Source organism: Sphingobium sp. YR768 (assembly GCF_900111125.1).
Taxonomy (GTDB): domain Bacteria; phylum Pseudomonadota; class Alphaproteobacteria; order Sphingomonadales; family Sphingomonadaceae; genus Sphingobium.
Genome location: NZ_FOGE01000001.1, coordinates 52,356 through 72,135, shown reverse-complemented (window position 1 = coordinate 72,135; position 19,780 = coordinate 52,356). Strand labels below are relative to the sequence as shown.

The following is a 19,780-nucleotide window of genomic DNA, read 5'->3' as shown; positions in this document are numbered from 1 at the left end:
GGGTATTTTTGTCAGGCGCTAAAAAGAACGCCCCGATCCTTTCGAACCGGGGCGCTGGGCATTGCCATGATGGCAATGGATCAGGTCAGAATTTACCGGCGCGGCGCAACTGCCCCCATTCTTCCAGCGCGTTCGCCGTGGTCATGGGTCGCCCGGCGCTGTGCCAGACGGGCAACGCGCGCTGATTGATGAGTTGCTTGGCCAGCGTCTCGGTAATGCGGCTGTGGGCCGCTATCGCGCTGATGCCGACCAGCAAGCGGGGCTGGGCTTCCCTCATATCGCCGAGCCCTTCTCGATCGCGAGCGGGCCGGTATAGGGAGCAACCTCATTGATCTGCCCCTCATCCTCCACGTTGCCGCCCCCGGCATCGCTAATCGGGCATCCCGCCCCTCCCACGGCCTCCCAATCCTTGTTGCCGAACGCGGTGTTTATCTCATCCTCGTCGCATTGGCCCCCAGCGTCCGCGATCGGACAACCGGGGCTGCGATCGAAGGATAAGACTGCCGCTGTGGTCAGCGTGAAATCATCCTCAAGATTGGTGGCGTTCTCAAGGTCGGCATCGCCGTCCATTGCGTCCATGCGTTCGATAGCCCGTTCCGCGATCCTGCCCAGTTCTTCATGACGCAGCGTCGGCATGGATAGCAGGAAGGTGGCGACGGTCGGCGCGGGGAAGCGTGAGCGTCGATCGTTGCGGCGGACCCATGCCCTCTTGTGCCGGGGGCGATAGGGGGCCGGTTTGGCTGGTTTGCTCGCCATGATCAGCCCCTCCCTTCAAGCTTGTCGAGATACTGGACGAGCCGCGCTCGCGTCGCATCGCGGATGCACCGGCCATCGCGAATGGCGAGCACCGCATTCGGATCATTGAGCGCCGCGCAACCGATCGCCGTGTCCGAAAGGGCATGACTTAAAACAAGGCGATCGATGCGGGCCAACAAGTCGGGTGCAGCCCGCGTCAGGCCAACCGGACTGGTAGTGCCGCGCCTCTTGCGCTTGGCGGACACGCGAAGTGGTCGGATGTAGACCGTTGGGAGGTCGTCCATATCGATCGACGGGCTATAGGGCTTGGGTTCGCCACGGGCGGCCAGATTGGTGCGATAGATCAGCATGCCAGCGCCTCCTTGGGGCTGCGAACGGTGAGATATGCCCTCACGGCTTCCCGCTTCGCAGGATCGGCCAGCAAGGGCAGTTGATGCGCTGCCAATGCGGTTCGCTCGACGTGGGACAGGCTGTTGGGCGAGTGGAAGCAGCAGCTTGCGCCGGTGACAGTGTATCCGCCGCCCAGCTCGACATAAGCGCTAAGCCATGCGGCTGGATCGAAGGCGACCGGAGCCGTCTCCATGATGGACGTGCCTTGTTGGGCGTCAGTCATGTGCGCCTCCCTTCGCCATATCGAGAATGAGGGTGCAGACGGCATCGCGCTTAGCGTCGTCCTGGCTGACGACTTCCACCAGCCTGCCGCGCTCTGCCTGTCGGACTGGAGCGGTCGAGGTGAGGGGGCAGGCGAGAACGACCACCCCATTCTGAACATCAACCATGCCACCCGCCTGTTTGAACCGGTCAAGCCACAGGTGAGGGTCAAAGCTGCTGTCAGCGCTGGGCTGGGCTTCAAGCCTTGCCAGCAATGCGAGGATGCGGAGGCGGGTATCCTCCCTTAGTTTCCGGCCGTTTCTGATGTCGAACACAAGGCGGGGATCACCCGTCGCCCTGCGGCCGAAACGGGTCGGGCGCCAGTTGCGGAGGCGTATCGCCTTTTCGATGCGCGGTAGCAGGTCATAAGCCGGGCTGGCCTCGCCAATAGGGCGCACGGAACGGAGGGGGGCCGAAGCCCCCGGAGTTTTTGCCATGTCCATCGGTCAGGCCTCCCCTGCCAGACGCCGAACGTCCTTGGCGATGATGGCCAGCCGCTTCTCATCGAAATCGCAGCCCTCATATTCGACAAGGGCAATTTCAAGCTTGGTGGCTATGTCCGCGATGGAACTGGCGGGCGCGAGAAGCATCCGCTCAAAGGCATCGTCCGAAGCGTTGCCCGCCAGAGTGCAGGCGTCGGCGTCTGGCAGGTGCATGCTGCGGTCGAACACAGCGCGGGCGCTGCGATATTCAGCCAGGGCGACGGCGAAAGGCGAAGCCGTACAGACGAGCGTCTGGGCGGCGGCTGGCGCAGCGATCGAGGCGAGCGCCAGGCCGGTGAGGAAGGTGCGACGGTCGGTCATCACGCCCTCCTGACTGCAAAGTGACGAGCGTGGCGGGCCTGCTCGGCAGCTAAATATCCAGCAATCCATGCCGGGCCTTTGCCAATTTGCATCAGGTCGCCGCTCTGCTCAGCTTTCCAGCCGGCATCGAAGGCCAACGCCTTGCCCTGATCCAGCAGATCGCGTTCACTTTCCGGTGCGAGAACCTTGAGCGACAGGCGGATGAACTTGCGCTTGGTCATCACGCCCTCCTCTTCTTGGCTGCGAGGAATGCCTCGTCTTCGGCGAGCGCTACGGCCCATTCCGCAGGCCACCGACTTTCGGCCCCCGCGACCTTGCGCGCCAGCGTGCGCTTATCCTTGATGTCAGACTGCGAGGTGCCCGGCGTGAGGACGAGGCGGCCAACGGCGTTGAAGGCCGCGCGCTGGGCGTCAGCGGTACTCCGCTGGGTCTTGTCGCCGTAAAAGACGTTGTGGATTCGATCCAACTCGGCCGCTTCGTATTTGCGGATATCTCGCCTCGCCAAAAGCCAGTTGCGGTGCCAGCATTTGGCACGCTCCGAGCGATCATCAGCCTCAATAGCTGCACGATCTTCTGCGGGCAGGGGCGCGAGCAGTTTCGCGATGAAGGCAGAGGTAATCAGGGGCCGGGTCATGCCACTGCCTCCCCTGCAAAGCGGCGCAGATCGGTCATCACCGAAATCCACCAGTCGTCAGGCCAGTCCACGAAATCGGCCCAGCGATTGCGGGCGTATTCAATTTTCCAGATGGCCGCCGACAGAGTGGGCGAGGCGGTGGCGATCAGCCGGTCTTCGGCGTCGCACCGCACATCGGTCAGGCGATCCATCTTTTCCGATACCCTGTCCGGTATCTTGGACTTGCCACTTTTCTCGCGCTCATAGGCGGGCGTCCAAGTATGGCGGTCAAAAGTATCTTCCGCATATCTGGCGGCGGTATACTGCTCCAACGCAGCATCCCACGCGGTCCTATCAACCTTTGTCATGGAGATGGCAGGCGCGTTAATAGCGTCTGTTGGGGCAGCTTTAACGGCCGGGATGGCATAAAGTGGAGTAAGAGCGAACGCGCACATGACGGCGCGCCGCGAAGTTGCTACTTCGTGCATAGCTTCAATCCCTCTTAGACAGGGGTTGCGGTTAGAGCCGGGCGGTCGTTGGTAGCTTCCGTTCGGCTCGTTGGTTACGTAACCAGCCGCATTAACTATGTCAACAGGGTTACGTAACCATGTTGCCTTTAGTCGCACTTTCCGCTATCTGCAGGGTATGGCCCTATCCAATGCAGAGAAGCAGGCCCGCTTTCGTCAGCGGAAACAGCAGCGTTTTGAAGAGTGCGTAACGCCAGCCGACATTCGACGCGCAGCGCAGATGCTCCATGAGGGTATGATCGCTGAATGGGGTGAAGGCTGGGAGAGCCAATATCAGCCGTGGGCGGAGGTATTAGCGACCTGCCGTCAGCGCCCCTCGAACTGGATAAACCAGCTTCCCCGCAGTGCGGACGCCGCCAATTACCCCGCTTCGTTGCCGCCAGCGGATCGCGCTTTTCTGGCTAAAGTTGGCGGCCTAGTTGACGCCGTGCTGAACCCGCCTCCGAAATCCTAACGGCGGGCGGCGCGATCCCGATTGGCATCGCTTTGCGTCTGAAATAATGCCTGAAATGCCCCTACCGTCCCGCTGGAGGTTGCTATCCATGGGAATATGGCAATCGCGGCAACTGTGGATATATTGGCGATCGAGGACCATCGAGTATCGCCAGTAACTTCCGCAATCAGCATCATTGGAATGCCGGCGGCTACGAGAGCCGAGGCCCCGATCAGTATGAAAAACAGCAGCAAAGCCGCGCCCCTTTTCCACCGCTCAATCAGATCCCCGGCGCGTGCGCCGGTCTTACCTCTGCTCATGTCCCACCTCCGCCATTGATGTCTCACGCCTTCCATTTCGTGGCAAGGCGCCGCCCTGCGCTGGCTCACACGTATGACGGCTCGCCCCGATATCCAGCGCGATGCGCCTTCAGAACTGCGCCTGCTGGCTCACATCAACCTTTTGGCAGCGCCCGCTATAATCCCCGCCCTTTCCGGTAATGGCAATCGTGCCGGTCACGCGGTCGATGTGGATGCGGGGATTGTTGATAAGGTTCACGCCAGCCTTCGCGTCAATGGAACGGTCGGTGATCTGCAAATCCTTCAGCACGAACCAGCCATCTTCACCCCCGCGCAGGACCGGGAGCGTCACGCGGGGCAGTCTTATGCGGCCCCCGGCGTCGGTCAGTTCGATATCCACCTGATCGGCATAGCCCTGCTGGCGCGTTCCCATGATTGTGCCGCTGTGCGTGGCGGTGCCATCGAATTGCCCACGGCCATAGTCGTAGGAGCCGCTGATATCGCTGCTCCCCTGGACTGTCCGCGCATCCGGCTTCACCGCAGTTCCGCCGCCCCCGCAGGCCAGCGTCAGCGCCAACATCACCGCCAGCATTCTACCCTCCGTAGTTATTCGTGGGCATGTTAGGCGGCCGAGCTTAGCGTTCGGTAAAGGGCTTGCCGGGCGTTATCATTTTACCTCCGTTGGAGGAAAAGCCCGTCGCAGCGTGGGAAATGCTTTGTCGCGCGCCGGATGCGTGGTGATGCGTGTCACCCAGGCGCAGCGGCCTTCAGGTAGTCGGCCTTCCCGTGGAACGTCACAGTCATTTTACCATCAGCCTCGCGGACCACTTGGCAGTGAAGGCCGAGCGCTTGGGCAGGGCCGTCTTGGACGACGAGATCTACGACATGTTTGAAAAGCTGCTCTTTGGTCGCGAATATCGACTGATCGGTCATGGTCATCTCCCTGTTGAAGCAGGCTAAGAATATCGACCCAAAAGGTCGTACGGAAGAGCGTTACGTCAAATCGTCGCGGCTTCTTCTTCCGCCGGATCACCCTGAGCGCGACATGACCCGTGGGACAATAGGGACAATAGGGCCAAAAGGCCCTCTGAGCGCGAATTTCGCCAGCAGTCATCGCCCTCGGTCTGCTTGTTGACCGACCCCATATGTGGTATTCAGATACCCGTTGAATGGAGGCGGTCATGCAAGGTCAGGTCCATAATTCGTGGGTGAAGTTTCGGGCGAATGACGCCCTAGTCGCGCAGGCCGCACTTAAAGCCCGGCGCGAGGGCATGAGCCTGTCCGAACTGATGCGGCACGCGCTGCGCAAGGAAGTGCGGGAGGTCGCATGATGGAAGGGTGCGATGCGAACGGCGCGCTTGGCGATCTCTCGTCTATCATCAAGGCGGCCGGCGCTGGCGATCTTGAGGCGCAGCGCGCGGGGCGTTCTCTGGCATTGCAGGACATGTACGCCGCCAACGCGCGCAATGATCATGCCATGGGGCAGGGGCATGCGGCGGAAGCGATGTTCTGGGCGCGCCTTGCCGCCAGTCACGGACATGATGATGACGCTGTGATGCTCGCGGCGGTACTCGTCTCGCTTGCGGAGTATTGGGGCTATGATCGCCGCGATCCGCGCGCCGAATGGGGCAATGCTCTCCTCGCGGAATCCATTGCCATCCTCAATAGCCTTGCCGCGCATGGCAATGAAGCAGCCGCGACCGCCATCAACGAAATGGCAGAGCGCTTTGCCCCCCATATCTTTCAGCAAGCCAAGGAGATTGCATGATGGCGATGGCTTTCGCCAGTGGTGGCCGTAACGCGGGGCTGTTCGATATGCCGCCTTATTATGGCACGCCCGGCATTGGCGACGATCTCCTGCGGGGGATGGCTTTCGATACCGGCCCCGCGGCGTTCGACAACGCGCCCGCCGGCCAGCCGGTGGATGCGTCGGCTGGCGGACCTTCGCGCATGGCATTTCGGGGCGGTGGTCGTGCTGGAACCGGTGCGCCCGCATCCCTTATGTCGCTCGATACTCCTCTGGCACCATCTGGGCTTGATTCTCAGGCTTTGTCCCCACTGCCGGGGGTGCAACCGAAGAAGCCGGGGTTCTTCGAAAGCGGCGGCGGCTTCCGTGACGTGGTGGGGATTCTGGGTGACGCCTTGGCGGGGGCCGCTGGCGGTCAGCCTGTGTATGGACCCATGAAGATGCGCCAGCGTCAGCAACAGACGGAATGGGATCGGCAAGATGCGCTGCGTCGGCAGGATCGCGAATGGGCCGTAGAAGATCGAGACTGGAAGCGGAACCAGCCCGACTATTTCATGTCGGGTCGCGATCGGGTGCGTTTCGATCCCGCTACGGGGCAATCGCAGGTTGTCTATGACGGGGCGACCGACTTTCAGGAGTATGCGGACCTTCTTGGGCTGGAGCCGGGCAGCGACGAATATGACGAGGCGATGCAGGATTTCGTCCTCCGGTCCAACGGGCCTACTGCGCAGGCTGGCCGTGTCGCGCTGGAAGGGGTGCGCCAAGGCAACCGGGTGGATCTGGAGGGTGTCAGACAAGGCAACCGCGCGGCTCTGCGCCAGATGCCCACCTATGCGAACCTGCACCCCCGGCCTGCCGCTGGCGGCGGATCGGGCGGCAACGGCGGCGGTCGCCCGCCGCGCACGACCGGCAATGTCTATGCTCCTATCCTCGCGAAGCTGGCGGCGGGGCAGGCGCTCACGCCGGGCGAACAGCAGGTCATATCGATGTACGGGCGCGGCAACCGTTCAGGCGGTGCCGGTGGAGCCGCTGGCGGCGCTGGCAGCATCCCTACCGTAAAGACACCCGCTGATGCTGCCCAGCTGGCGAAGGGTACGCGGTATCGCACTCCTGATGGAAGGGTGATGGTGCGCTAATGGCGGGAGAGCAGTGGCCGGGATCACCGGCAGATGAGATTGCGGCCGACCAGTGGCCCGGCACTCCAGAGCCGGCAAAGCCCCGCGCTGGCATGGCATTCCGGAACGCGAACAGGCAAACGCCTGCAACGCCTCTGACGGTCACAGGAGAGGCGCATGACGGGGACACTTTCCGCCTCAACACCGGGCAGAACGGGCGGCTCTATGGCGTCGATGCTTTCGAGCTGAAGCAGCAGGCAATGGAGAACGGCCATCTCGTTCCGCTGGGCCAGCAATCGCGCGACGCGCTGGTTCCCTATCTGCGGCCTGACAGCATTGCGACGCCGACAGGATCGCAGACCTATGGCCGTCCCGTCGTGTCGCTGGAACAGGGCGGGCGCGATGCCGGGCTGGGGCTGCTCAATCAAGGGATGGGTGTGGCTGCGCCCGAATATCTGCGCGGCGATTCTCGCCTGACGCCCTATATGGAGGCTGAGCGGATCGCCCGGCTCAACCGACGCGGCGCTTATGCCGGGCAGTTCCAGAACCCGTCCGACTTTCGCAAGGGGGCGCCCGATCCGTGGGCCAAACCCGAATGGATCGATGCGCCGCAGCCGGGCAGCATCGCGGTCTTCCATGATGAGCCGACCCCATTCCAAGGGCTGCGGCCGGAAGTCGCGGAGGGCTATCAGCGAATTTGGACCGACCCGAAATCCTCGCCTGACGATCTGCTGGCCTATGCCAAGACGAACGGCTTCATCATCGACCCGGATACGGTGCGCAAATCCTATGGCGAGCGGGCCAAGCGCGGCGCTGATCCGACCATCCGATATACCGATCCACCGCGCCTCCTGACCGATCGAGGCGATGGGGCGACGGGTTCGGCCATTCGCGGCCTGTCCGATCCGATCAACATGCTCGATGAAATGGGCGCGGTGGTCGATACGCTGGGCGGCACCGAAGGCCGAGAAAACGTCTGGGACAGTGGCCGAAGGTTCGGGGATATCCTCTACAACAACCTCGATCAGAATCGCAGCATCCTTGCCTTTGACGAGGCGAACCATCCCTATGCCCGCATGGGCGGCCAGTTCGCGAGCGGCATCGTCCTGCCTGGCGGGACGGTCGAGGGCGTAGGGCTGGCGGCTGCTCGCCAAGTCCTGCGCAACGGTGGCACCCGGTTTGCGGCGGAAGCGGCGGCGAAGGCGGCTGTGCGTCAGCGCCTCTCTGTGGCCGGAGCTGCATATGGTGGGCTGGCTGGCTTCGGGCAGGGGGAGGGTGATTTTGTCGATCGCCTTCCCGGCGCTGGTATTGGTGCGGTCACCGGTAGCGCGCTGGGCTATGGCACCGGCGCATTGGCGCAGGAACTTGGCCCGTTGGCGCGGTCGGCTCTGCGCCGTGTCCGTGGCCGCGAAGTAATGGATGGCGTGGCCCCGTCCAGCCCGCGCTCTGTTTCTGATGATGTCCCCTTCACCAGTAATGAGGGTTCCAACGTCGCCATGCAGCGCACAGCGCCGCAACCGCAGGCGCGGCCCTCTGACCCGCTCGAAACCGGAACGCTTCCGCATTATGCGGGGCGGGAAGTGGCACCCCGCTATGATCGCGCCCCACTGACCGACTGGACGCCCACGATCTGGCGCGAAATGGGTTTCAACAGCGACGGCTTCGGCCAGCTTCCTTTCCCGTCTCGCTTTGCGCCACGCTGGCGGAATGAGGGCGGTACGGACAATCTGATGTTCGCCGACACGCCGGAACTGGCGACCGGTCAGGGTGCCAACAAGGGCATCCTGTTCGAATTTGACGCCGCGCCATTCGTCGGCCGCCCGCAATTCAACAAGCCGAATATGGCGATGGTCTGGCGCAACGGCATGGGCGAATATTCGACCAACAATGTCACGCAAGAGACGATGCAAGGCGCGCTCAAGGGTTTCAGGATCAAGGGTGATGCCCTGACGGCGATGCCGGAAACTGAGCGCTCGCGTCTGAATATGATCCTGGGCGATCTGGAAAGTCAGGGCTGGACCGCCAAGCCGATGGAGGATGGCGGAACCGTGTGGCGTCGGCCTGCCGCCATGGCGAATGAGGGGGCGGAACCGCTGCCCTCCATCACTTCGCCGCGCACCGTCGATCGCATCGATGTCAACAACCGCGCCCGCCCGTTGCTCGATCCGGCCAGCGACATGGAGCGCATGGCCCAGATGGAGCGGGTCAATCCGGGTGACGTGATGCCGATCCCCTCCAATGTCGTCGCCAGTCAGGACGAGGCGGCCCGGATCGCTGCTGGCCTCTACCCGCCTGTGCAGGCTCCCAACGAGGCCGCCGCGCTGGAGCGCCGCGTGTTGCCGCGTGGCGATGATCCCGCGCGCGAGGTCGTCAAGCGTGGTCCCGCCGACCTCATCACCTTCCTGCGCAGCCGTGGCGGCATGGTCGATCAGGGCGGCGAACTGCGCGCGCTGGGCATCCGTGACAATGCCGGTCGCGATCTCGACTTTGCGCGCGGCGAGCAGCGCTTTGGCCGACTGGTCGATAACGAGAAGGGCATGGCGCTGGATGAAGCGGCCGATGCGGCGTGGCGCGCCGGCTATTTCCCCGATCATCCTGAGCGTCCGACCATTTCCGAATTTCTGGACGCGATCGACAACACGAACCGGGGCCTCAACCGGTCGTTCCGTCCCGACGATCTGGCGGAAGTCGAGGCGTTCAATGCGGCTCGCGACCAGCGTCTTGCGGTCGAGCGGGCGCGGGAACAGGGCGCGCCGCTGGCAGAAGATCGCGGCCAGCCGGTCAGCATGGATGATCTGGAGGCTAACCAGCCGCCCGCTTCGGCCTATGAGGAATGGGGCGAGCAGGCGCCGGACTTCGCGGGAAATATCCGTCTCGCCAATCTAGACAGCCCGCAGTCGATCCAACGCGCATTGGCCCAGACGGAGGCCGTTACCAGCGGGTTCGATGCAGCTCGGCGTGGGCGCATCACCCAGGCTGAAACGCAAAGTCTCGCCAACGAATTGGGGATGACGCCGGACCAGCTTCTATCCCGCCGCAAGGGGCAGGCGTTCAATGCGGAAGAGGCGCTGGCTGCTCGTCAAATCCTCGCCAAGTCGGCAAATGAGCTGGTCAACATGGCGCGTCGCATCCAGCGTTTGGATGATCCCGGCGAAGAGGTGCTAGCGGCCTTTCGGCGGGCGCTTGTCCGCCATGTCGCGATTCAGGAGCAGATTTCGGGGGCGACGGCAGAAGCGGGCCGCGCGCTGGCGCAGTTCCGCATGATGGCTGACAGTCGCAACGTGCGCGGGAATGTCCTCAATGCTCTCTCTGAAGGGGGAGGCGGGAGGACTGGCCTTAGAGAGGCGGCGGACCTGATCCTTGAGGGTAATGCAATTGATCCCGGATCGATCAACCGTGCCGCGCGCGATGCGCTCAAGCCGGGATGGGGCGACAAGTTCAAGGAGTTGTGGATCAACTCGCTCCTGTCTGGGCCGCAAACGCATGTGGTCAATGCTGTGTCGAACACGATGACGGCACTGGCGCAAATCCCGGAACACGCCATCGCGGCTGGGATGGGCGGCGTCCGCAACCTGGCCGCGCGTGGCAGGGTGTCCGATCGGGTACTGTTCACCGAATTGGGCGCGCGATCTGTGGGGTTGCTGCAAGGGGTGAAGGACGGCCTGCGGCAGGCGGCGCGCACCTTGCGGACTGGCGAAGGGTCGGATTTCGCCAACAAGATCGACACGGTGCATCGGGACGCGATCAGCGGAGTGAAGGGCAAGATTATTCGCACGCCCACGCGCCTTTTGTCATCGGCTGACGAGCTGTTCAAAGGCATGGCGCGGCGCATGGAGTTGAACGGCCTCGCCGTCCGCAAGGCCGCTGCCGAGGGGCTGCGCGGCGAGGAAGGGAAGCGTCGGGCGGCTGAGTTGGTCGCCAATCCTTCCGATGAAATGCTGGATCAGGCGTTTGACTATGGGCGCTATCTGACGTTCCAGCGTCCGCTTGGCAAGGTCGGCACCGCCGCGACGATGCTCAGCAATTCCAGCCCGGTCATGAAGGTGGTGCTGCCGTTCGTTCGGACGCCGACCAACCTGCTGAAATTCTCGCTGGAGCGCTCTCCGGCCGCGCCATTATTGCGAGAATGGCGTAAGGATTTCCGGGCCGGCGGTGCCAAGCGCGACCTTGCGCTGTCTCGCGCGCTTGTTGGGAGTGGCGTTGGCGCGCTGGTGGCGGAAATGGCCTCGCAGGGCATGATTACCGGCAACGGACCCGCTGACGAGAAGGCGCGCAATCTCCTGCTGGCAGACGGGTGGCAACCCTATTCGATCAAGATCGGGGACCAGTATGTCAGCTATCAGCGGCTTGACCCCTTCGCTTCAACCCTCGGCGTGGCTGCGGGCATGGTCGAGTTGCAGGACCATATGACCGACAAGCAGAAAGAGGATGTCGCCCTGCTGGTGACGGCTTCGGTCATGCAGAATCTCTCGTCCAAGACATGGCTATCGGGAATGGGCGATCTGGTTGACGCGGTGAATGACCCGGCCCGTTATGCGAAAGGCTGGATGAAACGCACGGCGGGATCGCTGGCGGTGCCGGCCGGGGTTGCGCAGGTCGCGCGCACGATTGATCCGACCCTTCGGGAAGCGGACACGGTCCTAGACGCGGTGCGTCGTCGTGTGCCTGGCCTTTCGCAGTCCTTGCCTGAGCGGCGCGACGTGTGGGGGCAACCGGTCACAAGTGAGGGCGGCATAGGCCCGGATATCGTTTCTCCTATCTGGCTTTCGACGCGGCGAAACGATTCGGTGAATAACGCGCTCCTCGATCAGGATTTGACCGTTCCAGACTTCCGCCGTGACGGCATGTCATCGGCTGACTATGGGCGGTTTCGCGAAGAGGCGGGCGCCCTAACCTATAACGGCGTGGCGGATTTGCTGGCATCGCCTGACTGGTTGGCGATGCCGCTTGACGACAGGCAGGATGAGATCCGGTCGCTCGCGACCAAGGCGCGCAAGCAGACCAAGATCGGGATGTTTGGTAAGTTCTCTCGGTCGCCAAATCGGACGGGCGCTGATGCTTGGCCGGGGACGCCAGTGCAGTAACAGCCTGGAATCGAAAGCCCCGCCTCTGGGAGGGGATGAGGCGGGACCGTATCGAAAGGGCAAGTCCATGGGAGGTGGGCTTGCCTGAGCATGAGGCCACAGGGCGGCTTGGCGCGCAAGACGGAAGTGCCTAACCTCGATCAGGGGCAGGTCATAAAGATCCCTATTGCGCGGTTAACCATGACTATGCAGCACGGGTTCAGCAGCCCGCGCGCTTTGTGACAGCTCATCCAGCGGAGGCGAATGTGGACGCGGCGTTCATCCTGTCACAGTTTCAAATCAATCCCCAAGCGCTTTACGCTGAGGTGCAGCATGGGCCTGTTGTCAGCCCGATCACGGTCCACAAAGTCACTGAGTATGGCGTGGTATTCTCAGGCAAGGGCATCCCGGCGCTGCATGAACCGGTGACGATCATCGCCGGCCAGTTGACGGCTCGCGCAGTGATCAGCGCTCGCACCGAACGACGATGCGCGCTGCTGTTCGTCAATCCGGTGACAGCGCACTGAGGCCCCCGCAAAGCGACATATCCCGACCTCCTTCACCCATTAATGTTGGCGATCCCAACCTTTTTCCGCGCCGGTCAACTACCGCAAGATTTCCGGGCGTTCGGCCATGTCGCGTGCTGGGATATGGGGTTTCGTCACCCTCTGGCAGTGTTTTTCGGGAATTGCCGAATAAGCCGAGCAGCAGGTGAAGATGGTCAGGAGGCGGCGTAGAGGCGCATCGCGCCCTTAGTGCCTACTACTCTCCCCGCGTTTGTCACTGCCATAAGCTGTGGTTGCTCATGATCTATTGAGCGGAGGCAATGCCCCGTCAGCGTTTATCTGCTGGCTCGAAATTCAATGATATTGGAGTGTGTCTTACATTAAAGGGCAGGCCGGTGGCTTGGTGAATATGGCGCGTTCGAAGGACTAAAGGAGCCTCCTCATCGAACCCGCCTTCTACGTCTGCACGTGCGGCGCGCAGCCTGTTGCACCACTCATCCATCAGCGCCTTGGTGTTCTTATTGTAGCAAAAGATGATCATCCCGCCGTGATCCTGTCCGGGGAGAGCCATTGCATACCGTGTATCGAGTTGCTGAAAACCGCTTACCAGCCAGTCGTATGCCCCATGGATCTTTGCCTCGCCCAGCCACATGAAGTTGCCCGCTGCTTCGATGATGAGGTCACAGTGCCCACCAATCTTGGTGTCGTGATTGGCCTGGAAGCCCATGGCTTTGAGAGCCGTTACGACATCACCGGTAAGGGCATCTTCCGTCCGATCCTGGCGATCTTGCCGCGTCCTCGTGAATTCCAACGATACCCAGTCAATCGCACGCTCGACCAGCTTGCGGCGTTCGTCATGAGTGGTGGCGAACCACATCCCCACGCGGATCTGATCCGGCTCGTTATTTCGCGTCATCATTTCGAGATCGCGGAGGGTGAAACTAAGCTCCATGCTCACTCTGCATGATTGCTTTCAAACGGTCTGTCGGAACAAAGAACGGGTATAGTCGGTCCTCAAAGTCTTGGATTGCTTCACCGGTTTCTGGGTGGGTGAGGGCGCCCTCGCGCCGGGCCTCGGCTAAATCTGCCGGTCCGAAATCGTGCTCACTGTCATCATCTTCTATAAACATCGCTCTGGCTTGCAAAAGCTCAAGCCGGGAACTGATCAGGATGGTGATGGCGGTCAGCAGATTATCGTCGATGCCTTTTAGGCCAATGCCCTTGGCCAGCATTGGCATGGTAAGCAGGCGCGTTTCTGGCTCTGGCAGGTGAACGACAAAATCGAGCAAACGAATAGAAAGCTCCGCACCGGGAAGGGCGGGCCAGCTTGCTTCTATCGTTTGTTTAATGTCTTCGATTTCACTCATTACGCCGCCGGGGCAGATCCTTGAGCCTCTTCCTCATCCATATAGGATTCCACCCGCGCGCGCACGAAGTTATAATCGTCCGTATCGAGGCACTTCCTAATCACGGCTTCATTCAACGGTGAATCGACTAAATGCGTCATGCGGAATTGCCCTTGCAAACTCAACTCCGGACGCGAACTCACTCCACCATGTTCGCAGTCCCACTGCACACTGATGCGATAGGGTTCAATGGGAACAGTGAGAGCAGCGGTTCCACCCATATGGTATGTCTCGGTCCGCAGGCATATAGCTGTCCGCCGCATCTTCTCATGCTTCAAAGAAGCGGTTGAAGTGCCAAATGCAAGCTCGACCACTATTCCATCGGTCGGATTCCGATAGAGTTTATCTACGACAGGGAAGAGATTAACCGGGGCTGCGAGATGGTCTTGCCCAATGAGCAAAGATAGCTGTTCGCGCAGTTGATCGTGCGCGAAAACCCCCTGTTCAATCAACATGCCGCGCGGGAAATCGATACGGACATCAATCGTGCCGCCTTCAGCGGGGATCCATACCACATCCATGGCCTGACGCTTAATATGCCTGATGCCTACAACCTCTTCGTAGGCCGCCAGCGCATCTTTCATATCGCCTGATACATCAACAGGCTCACGAACCTCTTGTGCGCGTATGGATGCGAAAACTAGAGCTGTTCCATCATCGCGGATCTCGACGGCTGCCAGGACCGGCTTGGTAATGCCAGATCCTGCAATTTCGGTATCTGAAATGTTTAATGGATAAGCCGCAGCAAATTTGTTCGTGGCGGCGATCGTGAGTCCCGCAGCGGATGATCGAAGGGCTGCGGCGTCTTCAGGCGATACCTTATAAAACCTGGTTAGCTTTTCGCCGGCAAGGATATGCTCCCGCATTGCATCCGTGAGGTCGCCTTCGCCAGTTTCTGGCAGATCATCACTCTCAGCCAGCTTCTCTAACGTTCGCTCCCAGCCCATTCCTCGCGGGAAATTATTACCCTCCAGAATCTTCTGAGCTACTTCCCACGGCACGCGCGCTTTGAGAGATGAAGCGACGTCGGTAATAGCCATGGATTGTCCCCCTGAATATTTTCACATCATGCGATGACACGGGGCTCAGGTCGAGTCCCAGTTCGCCGACATTCGCCACCAATCGCCCGCAATCTGAAACAGATGAGGGAGCGAATGAGGGAACGTTAAATGCCAGCCTTGGAATAAGGTAGCAAAATCAGCTATTTAAGTGGGAGAATTTGGATGCCCGACAAGGACTCGAACCTTGATTGACGGAGTCAGAGTCCGCTCTCTTACCATTAGAGGATCGGGCATCGATCCAACGCGTATCGCGCCTGGGACGCCGCAGATAGGCGGGTACGTTCCGCGCGTCAACCGCCTTTCTGACATTTTTCGACGGCTTCTTTCCAGCCCGCGCAAAAGAAAGCCCGCCGGGCGCGAAACGCATCCGGCGGGCATATCGTCAGCGCTTTATGGCGCGACGGGCATGGGAGCCACTCCCTAAATAGGAAGCGGCTCCCGCGCTTTAAAGGGGCTTATTCGCCGTCGCTCTTCAGCAGGTAATCGCCTGCATCCGCATCGCTGCCATGGGTTTCCCCTTCGATGGCGCCCAGCGGATCGTTGCCGATCGCCGCTTCCGGACCCTGCGCCAGTTCGGCAGCCCGTTCCGCAGCCGCCGACTTCGGCGCGATCAGGTCGACCTGGCTGGAAGCGCGCAGGGCGGCCCGCAGCGCGGCGTCACGCGACGAGGCAGCGACGCGCAGGCGGTTCATGCCTGCACCCGTGCCTGCCGGGATCAGACGGCCGACGATGACGTTTTCCTTCAGACCGACCAGCGTGTCCTTCTTGCCCTGAACCGCCGCTTCCGTGAGGACGCGGGTGGTTTCCTGGAAGGACGCCGCCGAGATGAACGAACGGGTCTGGAGCGAGGCCTTGGTGATGCCCAGCAGCACCGGCTTGCCCGCGGCCGGCAGGAAGCCGGGCTGGAGCTTGCTGTTGATCTCGTCCATTTCCTCGCGGTCGATCTGCTCGCCCACCAGCAAAGTGGTGTCGCCGGATTCGATGATCTCGACCTTCTGCAACATCTGACGAACGATCGTTTCGATGTGCTTGTCGTTGATCTTCACGCCCTGCAAGCGATAGACTTCCTGGATTTCGGCGACCAGATATTCGGCCAGCGGCTCGATACCCAGCACTTCGAGAATGTCATGCGGATCGGGCGAACCACCGATCAGGTTATCGCCGCGCTTCACGAAGTCGCCTTCCTGAACGTCGATCACCTTGCTCTTGGGGATCAGATATTCGACCGGTTCGCCGCCATCCTCGGGATTGATGGCGATCTTGCGCTTCGCCTTGTAATCCTTGAGGAACTGAACGCGGCCCGACACCTTGGCAATGATCGCATTGTCCTTGGGCTTGCGGGCTTCGAACAGTTCGGCGACGCGCGGCAGACCACCGGTGATGTCGCGGGTCTTGGCCGCTTCACGGCTGACACGCGCCAGCACGTCACCGGCCTGAACCTGCGCACCATCGTCGACCGACAGGGTGGCCCCCACCGCCAGCATGTAGCGGGCAGCTTCGCCGCTATTGTCGTCCATCAGGGTCAGGCGCGGACGAAGATCTTCCTTCGTACGGGCAGCACCACGATGTTCGATAACAACGCGCTGGGCGATGCCGGTGGCTTCGTCGGTCTGCTCGGTCAGCGTCTTGTTGTCGATCAGGTCGACATACTTAACGATACCGGGCTTTTCCGTGATCACCGGCATGGTGAAGGGGTCCCACTCGGCGAAGCGATCGCCCTTCTTCACGGCATCGCCATCCGCAAACAGGATGGTGGCGCCGTAAGGCAGGCGGTGCGTTTCGCGTTCGCGACCTTCGCTGTCGATGATCGCGACTTCACCGTTACGGGCCAGCGACAGGCGGCGGCCATTCTTGTCGGTGATGGTCGGCATGTCGCGCAGCTCGATCGTGCCGTCCGACATGGCTTCCAGGTTCGACGTTTCGTTGAAGTTCGCCGCGCCACCGATGTGGAAGGTACGCATGGTCAGCTGCGTGCCCGGTTCACCGATCGACTGTGCCGCGATGACGCCGACCGCTTCACCGATGTTCACCGGCGTACCACGGGCCAGGTCACGGCCGTAGCACTTGCCGCAAACGCCCATCCGGCTTTCGCAGATCAGCGGGCTGCGGATCTTCACGGCCTGCGTGCCGATCGCCTCGATCTGGGTGATCATGGCTTCGTCCAGCAGGGTGCCGATCGGGATGATGACGGTGCCGTCCTTGGTGTCGACGATATCCTGCGCCGTGGTGCGGCCCAGAATGCGCTCGCCCAGCGAGGCGATGACCGAACCACCCTGAACGATGGCCTTCATCTCCAGCGCCTTTTCGGTGCCGCAATCTTCCTCGACGATCGTGCAGTCCTGCGACACGTCGACCAGACGGCGGGTCAGGTAACCCGAGTTCGCCGTCTTGAGCGCGGTGTCGGCCAGGCCCTTACGGGCGCCGTGGGTCGAGTTGAAATATTCAAGGACGGTCAGACCTTCCTTGAAGTTCGAGATGATCGGCGTTTCGATGATCTCGCCCGAAGGCTTGGCCATCAGGCCGCGCATGCCGGCCAACTGCTTCATCTGGGCCTGCGAACCACGGGCACCGGAATGCGCCATCATGTAGATGGAGTTGATCGGCGCCAGACGGCCGGTCTTCGGGTCCTTGGGCTGGGCGCGGATTTCGTCCATCATGGCGTTCGCCACCACGTCGCCGCACCGGCTCCAGGCGTCGATCACCTTGTTGTACTTTTCCTGCTGAGTGATCAGGCCGTCCTGATATTGCTGCTCGTAATCGGCAACCAGCGCCTTGGTTTCGGCGACGGTGCCTTCCTTCGAGTCAGGAATGACCATGTCGTCCTTGCCGAAGCTGATGCCGGCCTGGAACGCATGCTTGAAGCCCAGCGACATGATCGCGTCGGCGAACAGCACCGTGTCCTTCTGGCCGGTGTGACGATAGACCTGATCGATCACGTCACCGATTTCCTTCTTGGTCAGAAGGCGGTTGACGACGTCGAAGGGCACCTTGTGCGACTTGGGCAGGCATTCGCCCAGCAGCATGCGACCCGGCGTCGTTTCGAAGCGCTTCATATACTGCTGGCCGTTTTCGTCGGTCTGCGGCACGCGGCTGATGATCTTCGAATGCAGGGTGACGGCCTTGGCATAGAGGGCCTGATGGACCTCCTGCATGTCCGACAGCAGCATGCCGTCGCCCGGCTCGCCTTCGCGCTCCATCGACAGGTAATAGATACCCAGGACCATGTCCTGCGAGGGGACGATGATCGGCTTGCCGTTGGCGGGCGACAGGATGTTGTTGGTCGACATCATCAGCACGCGCGCTTCCAGCTGGGCTTCCAGCGAGAGCGGCACGTGGACGGCCATCTGGTCACCGTCGAAGTCGGCGTTGAAGGCCGAGCAGACGAGCGGGTGAAGCTGGATCGCCTTGCCTTCGATCAGCACGGGTTCGAAAGCCTGAATGCCCAGACGGTGAAGCGTCGGCGCACGGTTCAGCATGACCGGATGCTCACGGATCACTTCGTCCAGGATGTCCCAGACTTCCTTGCGTTCCTTTTCGACCCACTTCTTGGCCTGCTTCAGGGTCATGGACAGACCCTTGGCGTCCAGACGCGCGTAGATGAAGGGCTTGAACAGTTCGAGCGCCATCTTCTTGGGCAGGCCGCATTGATGCAGCTTGAGTTCCGGACCGGTCACGATGACCGAACGACCCGAATAGTCGACGCGCTTGCCGAGCAGGTTCTGACGGAAGCGGCCCTGCTTGCCCTTGAGCATGTCGGACAGCGACTTCAGAGGACGCTTGTTCGCGCCGGTGATGACGCGACCACGACGGCCGTTGTCGAACAGGGCGTCGACGGCTTCCTGCAACATGCGCTTTTCGTTGCGGACGATGATGTCCGGCGCGCGCAGTTCCATCAGCCGCTTCAGGCGGTTGTTACGGTTGATGACGCGGCGATACAGGTCGTTCAGATCCGACGTCGCGAAGCGGCCGCCGTCCAGCGGCACCAGCGGGCGCAGTTCCGGCGGGATCACGGGAACGACGTCCAGGATCATCCATTCGGGGCGGTTGCCCGAATCGATGAAGCTTTCGACGACCTTCAGCCGCTTGATGATCTTCTTGGGCTTGAGTTCCGACTTGGTGACGGCCAGCTCGTCCAGCAGCGCCTGCTTCTCGCCCACCAGGTCGAGATCCATCAGCATCTGCTTGACCGCTTCCGCGCCGATGCCGGCCGAGAAGGCGTCTTCGCCATATTCGTCCTGCGCGTCGAGCAGCTCGTCTTCGGTCAGAAGCTGATATTTCTCCAGCGGGGTCAGGCCCGGCTCGATGACGATATAGCTTTCGAAGTACAGAACGCGCTCAAGCTGCTTCAACTGCATGTCGAGCAGCAGGCCGATGCGCGACGGCAGCGACTTCAGGAACCAGATATGGGCAACCGGCGCGGCCAGTTCGATATGGCCCATGCGTTCGCGGCGGACCTTCGAAACGGTCACTTCCACGCCGCACTTTTCGCAGACGATGCCCTTATACTTCATGCGCTTGTACTTGCCGCACAGGCATTCATAGTCCTTGATCGGACCGAAGATGCGGGCGCAGAACAGGCCGTCACGCTCGGGCTTGAACGTGCGATAGTTGATGGTTTCCGGCTTCTTGATCTCGCCGAAGGACCAGCTGCGGATGCGCTCGGGCGATGCCAGACCGATCTGGATCTGGTCGAAGGTTTCCGGCTTCTGGATCGGATTGGCGAAGTTCGTCAGTTCGTTCATTTTTCAATCCCTCTGGAGGGTAAATCTGGGCGGGCGGGTCGGGTATTAACCGACTGAT

At 61.5% G+C, this 19,780-nt stretch carries 21 protein-coding genes and 1 tRNA gene; 6 read left to right on the top strand and 16 right to left on the bottom strand.

Annotation, left to right across the window (positions count from 1 at the left end; genetic code table 11):
- Positions 1-85: 85 nt before the first annotated feature.
- From BMX92_RS00300 to BMX92_RS00285, 4 genes are read right to left on the bottom strand one after another with little or no spacing between them, the layout of a single operon-like run.
- Positions 86-277, bottom strand: a complete 192-nt coding sequence (locus BMX92_RS00300; RefSeq protein WP_093010340.1) for a hypothetical protein — start codon at positions 275-277, stop codon at positions 86-88.
- Entirely contained in the window at positions 274-756 is a 483-nt protein-coding gene (locus BMX92_RS00295) for a hypothetical protein (RefSeq protein WP_093010339.1), read from the bottom strand. The genes BMX92_RS00300 and BMX92_RS00295 overlap by 4 nt, the downstream gene beginning before the upstream one ends.
- Positions 757-758: 2 nt before the next feature.
- Positions 759-1,106 carry a hypothetical protein gene (locus tag BMX92_RS00290; protein ID WP_093010337.1) on the bottom strand — a complete coding sequence of 116 codons (348 nt, stop codon included), beginning with the start codon at positions 1,104-1,106 and terminating at the stop codon, positions 759-761.
- Entirely contained in the window at positions 1,100-1,369 is a 270-nt protein-coding gene (locus tag BMX92_RS00285) for a hypothetical protein (RefSeq protein ID WP_093010335.1), read from the bottom strand. Before BMX92_RS00285 ends, BMX92_RS00290 begins: the two co-directional genes overlap by 7 nt.
- On the opposite strand from BMX92_RS00285, the gene BMX92_RS27210 reads away from it, so the two are divergent.
- A complete protein-coding gene (locus BMX92_RS27210) occupies positions 1,368-1,655 on the top strand; it encodes a hypothetical protein (RefSeq protein ID WP_177184885.1) in 288 nt (95 codons plus the stop codon). The two genes, BMX92_RS00285 and BMX92_RS27210, sit on opposite strands and share 2 nt — an antisense overlap.
- Before the next feature lie 198 nt (positions 1,656-1,853).
- On the opposite strand, the gene BMX92_RS00275 is transcribed toward BMX92_RS27210, so the two are convergent.
- The 7 genes from BMX92_RS00275 to BMX92_RS00245 form a co-directional block, all read right to left on the bottom strand.
- A complete protein-coding gene (locus BMX92_RS00275; protein WP_093010331.1) occupies positions 1,854-2,210 on the bottom strand; it encodes a hypothetical protein in 357 nt (118 codons plus the stop codon).
- Complete coding sequence (locus BMX92_RS00270) at positions 2,210-2,431, bottom strand: hypothetical protein (protein ID WP_093010329.1); 222 nt, start codon at positions 2,429-2,431, stop codon at positions 2,210-2,212. Before BMX92_RS00270 ends, BMX92_RS00275 begins: the two co-directional genes overlap by 1 nt.
- A complete protein-coding gene (locus BMX92_RS00265) occupies positions 2,431-2,844 on the bottom strand; it encodes a hypothetical protein (RefSeq protein ID WP_093010327.1) in 414 nt (137 codons plus the stop codon). Before BMX92_RS00265 ends, BMX92_RS00270 begins: the two co-directional genes overlap by 1 nt.
- Positions 2,841-3,311: a hypothetical protein gene (locus BMX92_RS00260; protein WP_143066690.1), complete on the bottom strand. Its 471-nt coding sequence runs from the start codon at positions 3,309-3,311 to the stop codon at positions 2,841-2,843. Before BMX92_RS00260 ends, BMX92_RS00265 begins: the two co-directional genes overlap by 4 nt.
- A gap of 489 nt (positions 3,312-3,800) precedes the next feature.
- A complete protein-coding gene (locus BMX92_RS00255) occupies positions 3,801-4,103 on the bottom strand; it encodes a hypothetical protein (protein ID WP_093010323.1) in 303 nt (100 codons plus the stop codon).
- Positions 4,104-4,212: 109 nt separating this feature from the next.
- A complete protein-coding gene (locus BMX92_RS00250) occupies positions 4,213-4,674 on the bottom strand; it encodes a hypothetical protein (protein WP_093010321.1) in 462 nt (153 codons plus the stop codon).
- 155 nt (positions 4,675-4,829) lie between these two features.
- Complete coding sequence (locus BMX92_RS00245) at positions 4,830-5,015, bottom strand: hypothetical protein (RefSeq protein ID WP_143066689.1); 186 nt, start codon at positions 5,013-5,015, stop codon at positions 4,830-4,832.
- A 248-nt stretch (positions 5,016-5,263) separates the two neighbouring features.
- On the opposite strand from BMX92_RS00245, the gene BMX92_RS26770 reads away from it, so the two are divergent.
- From BMX92_RS26770 to BMX92_RS00225, 5 genes are all read left to right on the top strand, one after another.
- On the top strand, positions 5,264-5,413 hold the full coding sequence (locus tag BMX92_RS26770; RefSeq protein ID WP_177184884.1) for a ribbon-helix-helix protein, CopG family: 150 nt from the start codon (positions 5,264-5,266) through the stop codon (positions 5,411-5,413).
- Positions 5,410-5,850 (top strand): hypothetical protein, encoded by a 441-nt coding sequence (locus BMX92_RS00240; RefSeq protein WP_093010318.1) that lies wholly within the window; start codon positions 5,410-5,412, stop codon positions 5,848-5,850. The genes BMX92_RS26770 and BMX92_RS00240 overlap by 4 nt, the downstream gene beginning before the upstream one ends.
- Positions 5,847-6,965, top strand: a complete 1,119-nt coding sequence (locus BMX92_RS00235) for a hypothetical protein (protein WP_093010316.1) — start codon at positions 5,847-5,849, stop codon at positions 6,963-6,965. The genes BMX92_RS00240 and BMX92_RS00235 overlap by 4 nt, the downstream gene beginning before the upstream one ends.
- Positions 6,966-7,057: 92 nt before the next feature.
- Entirely contained in the window at positions 7,058-12,028 is a 4,971-nt protein-coding gene (locus tag BMX92_RS00230) for a thermonuclease family protein (RefSeq protein WP_143066687.1), read from the top strand.
- Positions 12,029-12,273: 245 nt separating this feature from the next.
- A complete protein-coding gene (locus BMX92_RS00225; RefSeq protein ID WP_093010312.1) occupies positions 12,274-12,534 on the top strand; it encodes a hypothetical protein in 261 nt (86 codons plus the stop codon).
- 307 nt (positions 12,535-12,841) lie between these two features.
- Here the strand turns inward: BMX92_RS00225 and BMX92_RS00220 are convergent, their stop codons facing one another.
- The 5 genes from BMX92_RS00220 to rpoC all read right to left on the bottom strand — a co-directional run bounded on the left by BMX92_RS00220 (position 12,842) and on the right by rpoC (position 19,722).
- Positions 12,842-13,465 carry a hypothetical protein gene (locus tag BMX92_RS00220; RefSeq protein ID WP_093010310.1) on the bottom strand — a complete coding sequence of 208 codons (624 nt, stop codon included), beginning with the start codon at positions 13,463-13,465 and terminating at the stop codon, positions 12,842-12,844.
- Positions 13,455-13,880 carry a hypothetical protein gene (locus tag BMX92_RS00215; protein ID WP_093010308.1) on the bottom strand — a complete coding sequence of 142 codons (426 nt, stop codon included), beginning with the start codon at positions 13,878-13,880 and terminating at the stop codon, positions 13,455-13,457. Before BMX92_RS00215 ends, BMX92_RS00220 begins: the two co-directional genes overlap by 11 nt.
- Positions 13,880-14,959 carry a hypothetical protein gene (locus BMX92_RS00210; RefSeq protein ID WP_093010306.1) on the bottom strand — a complete coding sequence of 360 codons (1,080 nt, stop codon included), beginning with the start codon at positions 14,957-14,959 and terminating at the stop codon, positions 13,880-13,882. Before BMX92_RS00210 ends, BMX92_RS00215 begins: the two co-directional genes overlap by 1 nt.
- A 180-nt stretch (positions 14,960-15,139) precedes the next feature.
- Positions 15,140-15,213 (bottom strand) — tRNA-Gln (locus BMX92_RS00205).
- Between the two features lie 222 nt (positions 15,214-15,435).
- Positions 15,436-19,722: a DNA-directed RNA polymerase subunit beta' gene (rpoC, locus tag BMX92_RS00200; RefSeq protein ID WP_093010304.1), complete on the bottom strand. Its 4,287-nt coding sequence runs from the start codon at positions 19,720-19,722 to the stop codon at positions 15,436-15,438.
- Positions 19,723-19,780: the final 58 nt, after the last annotated feature.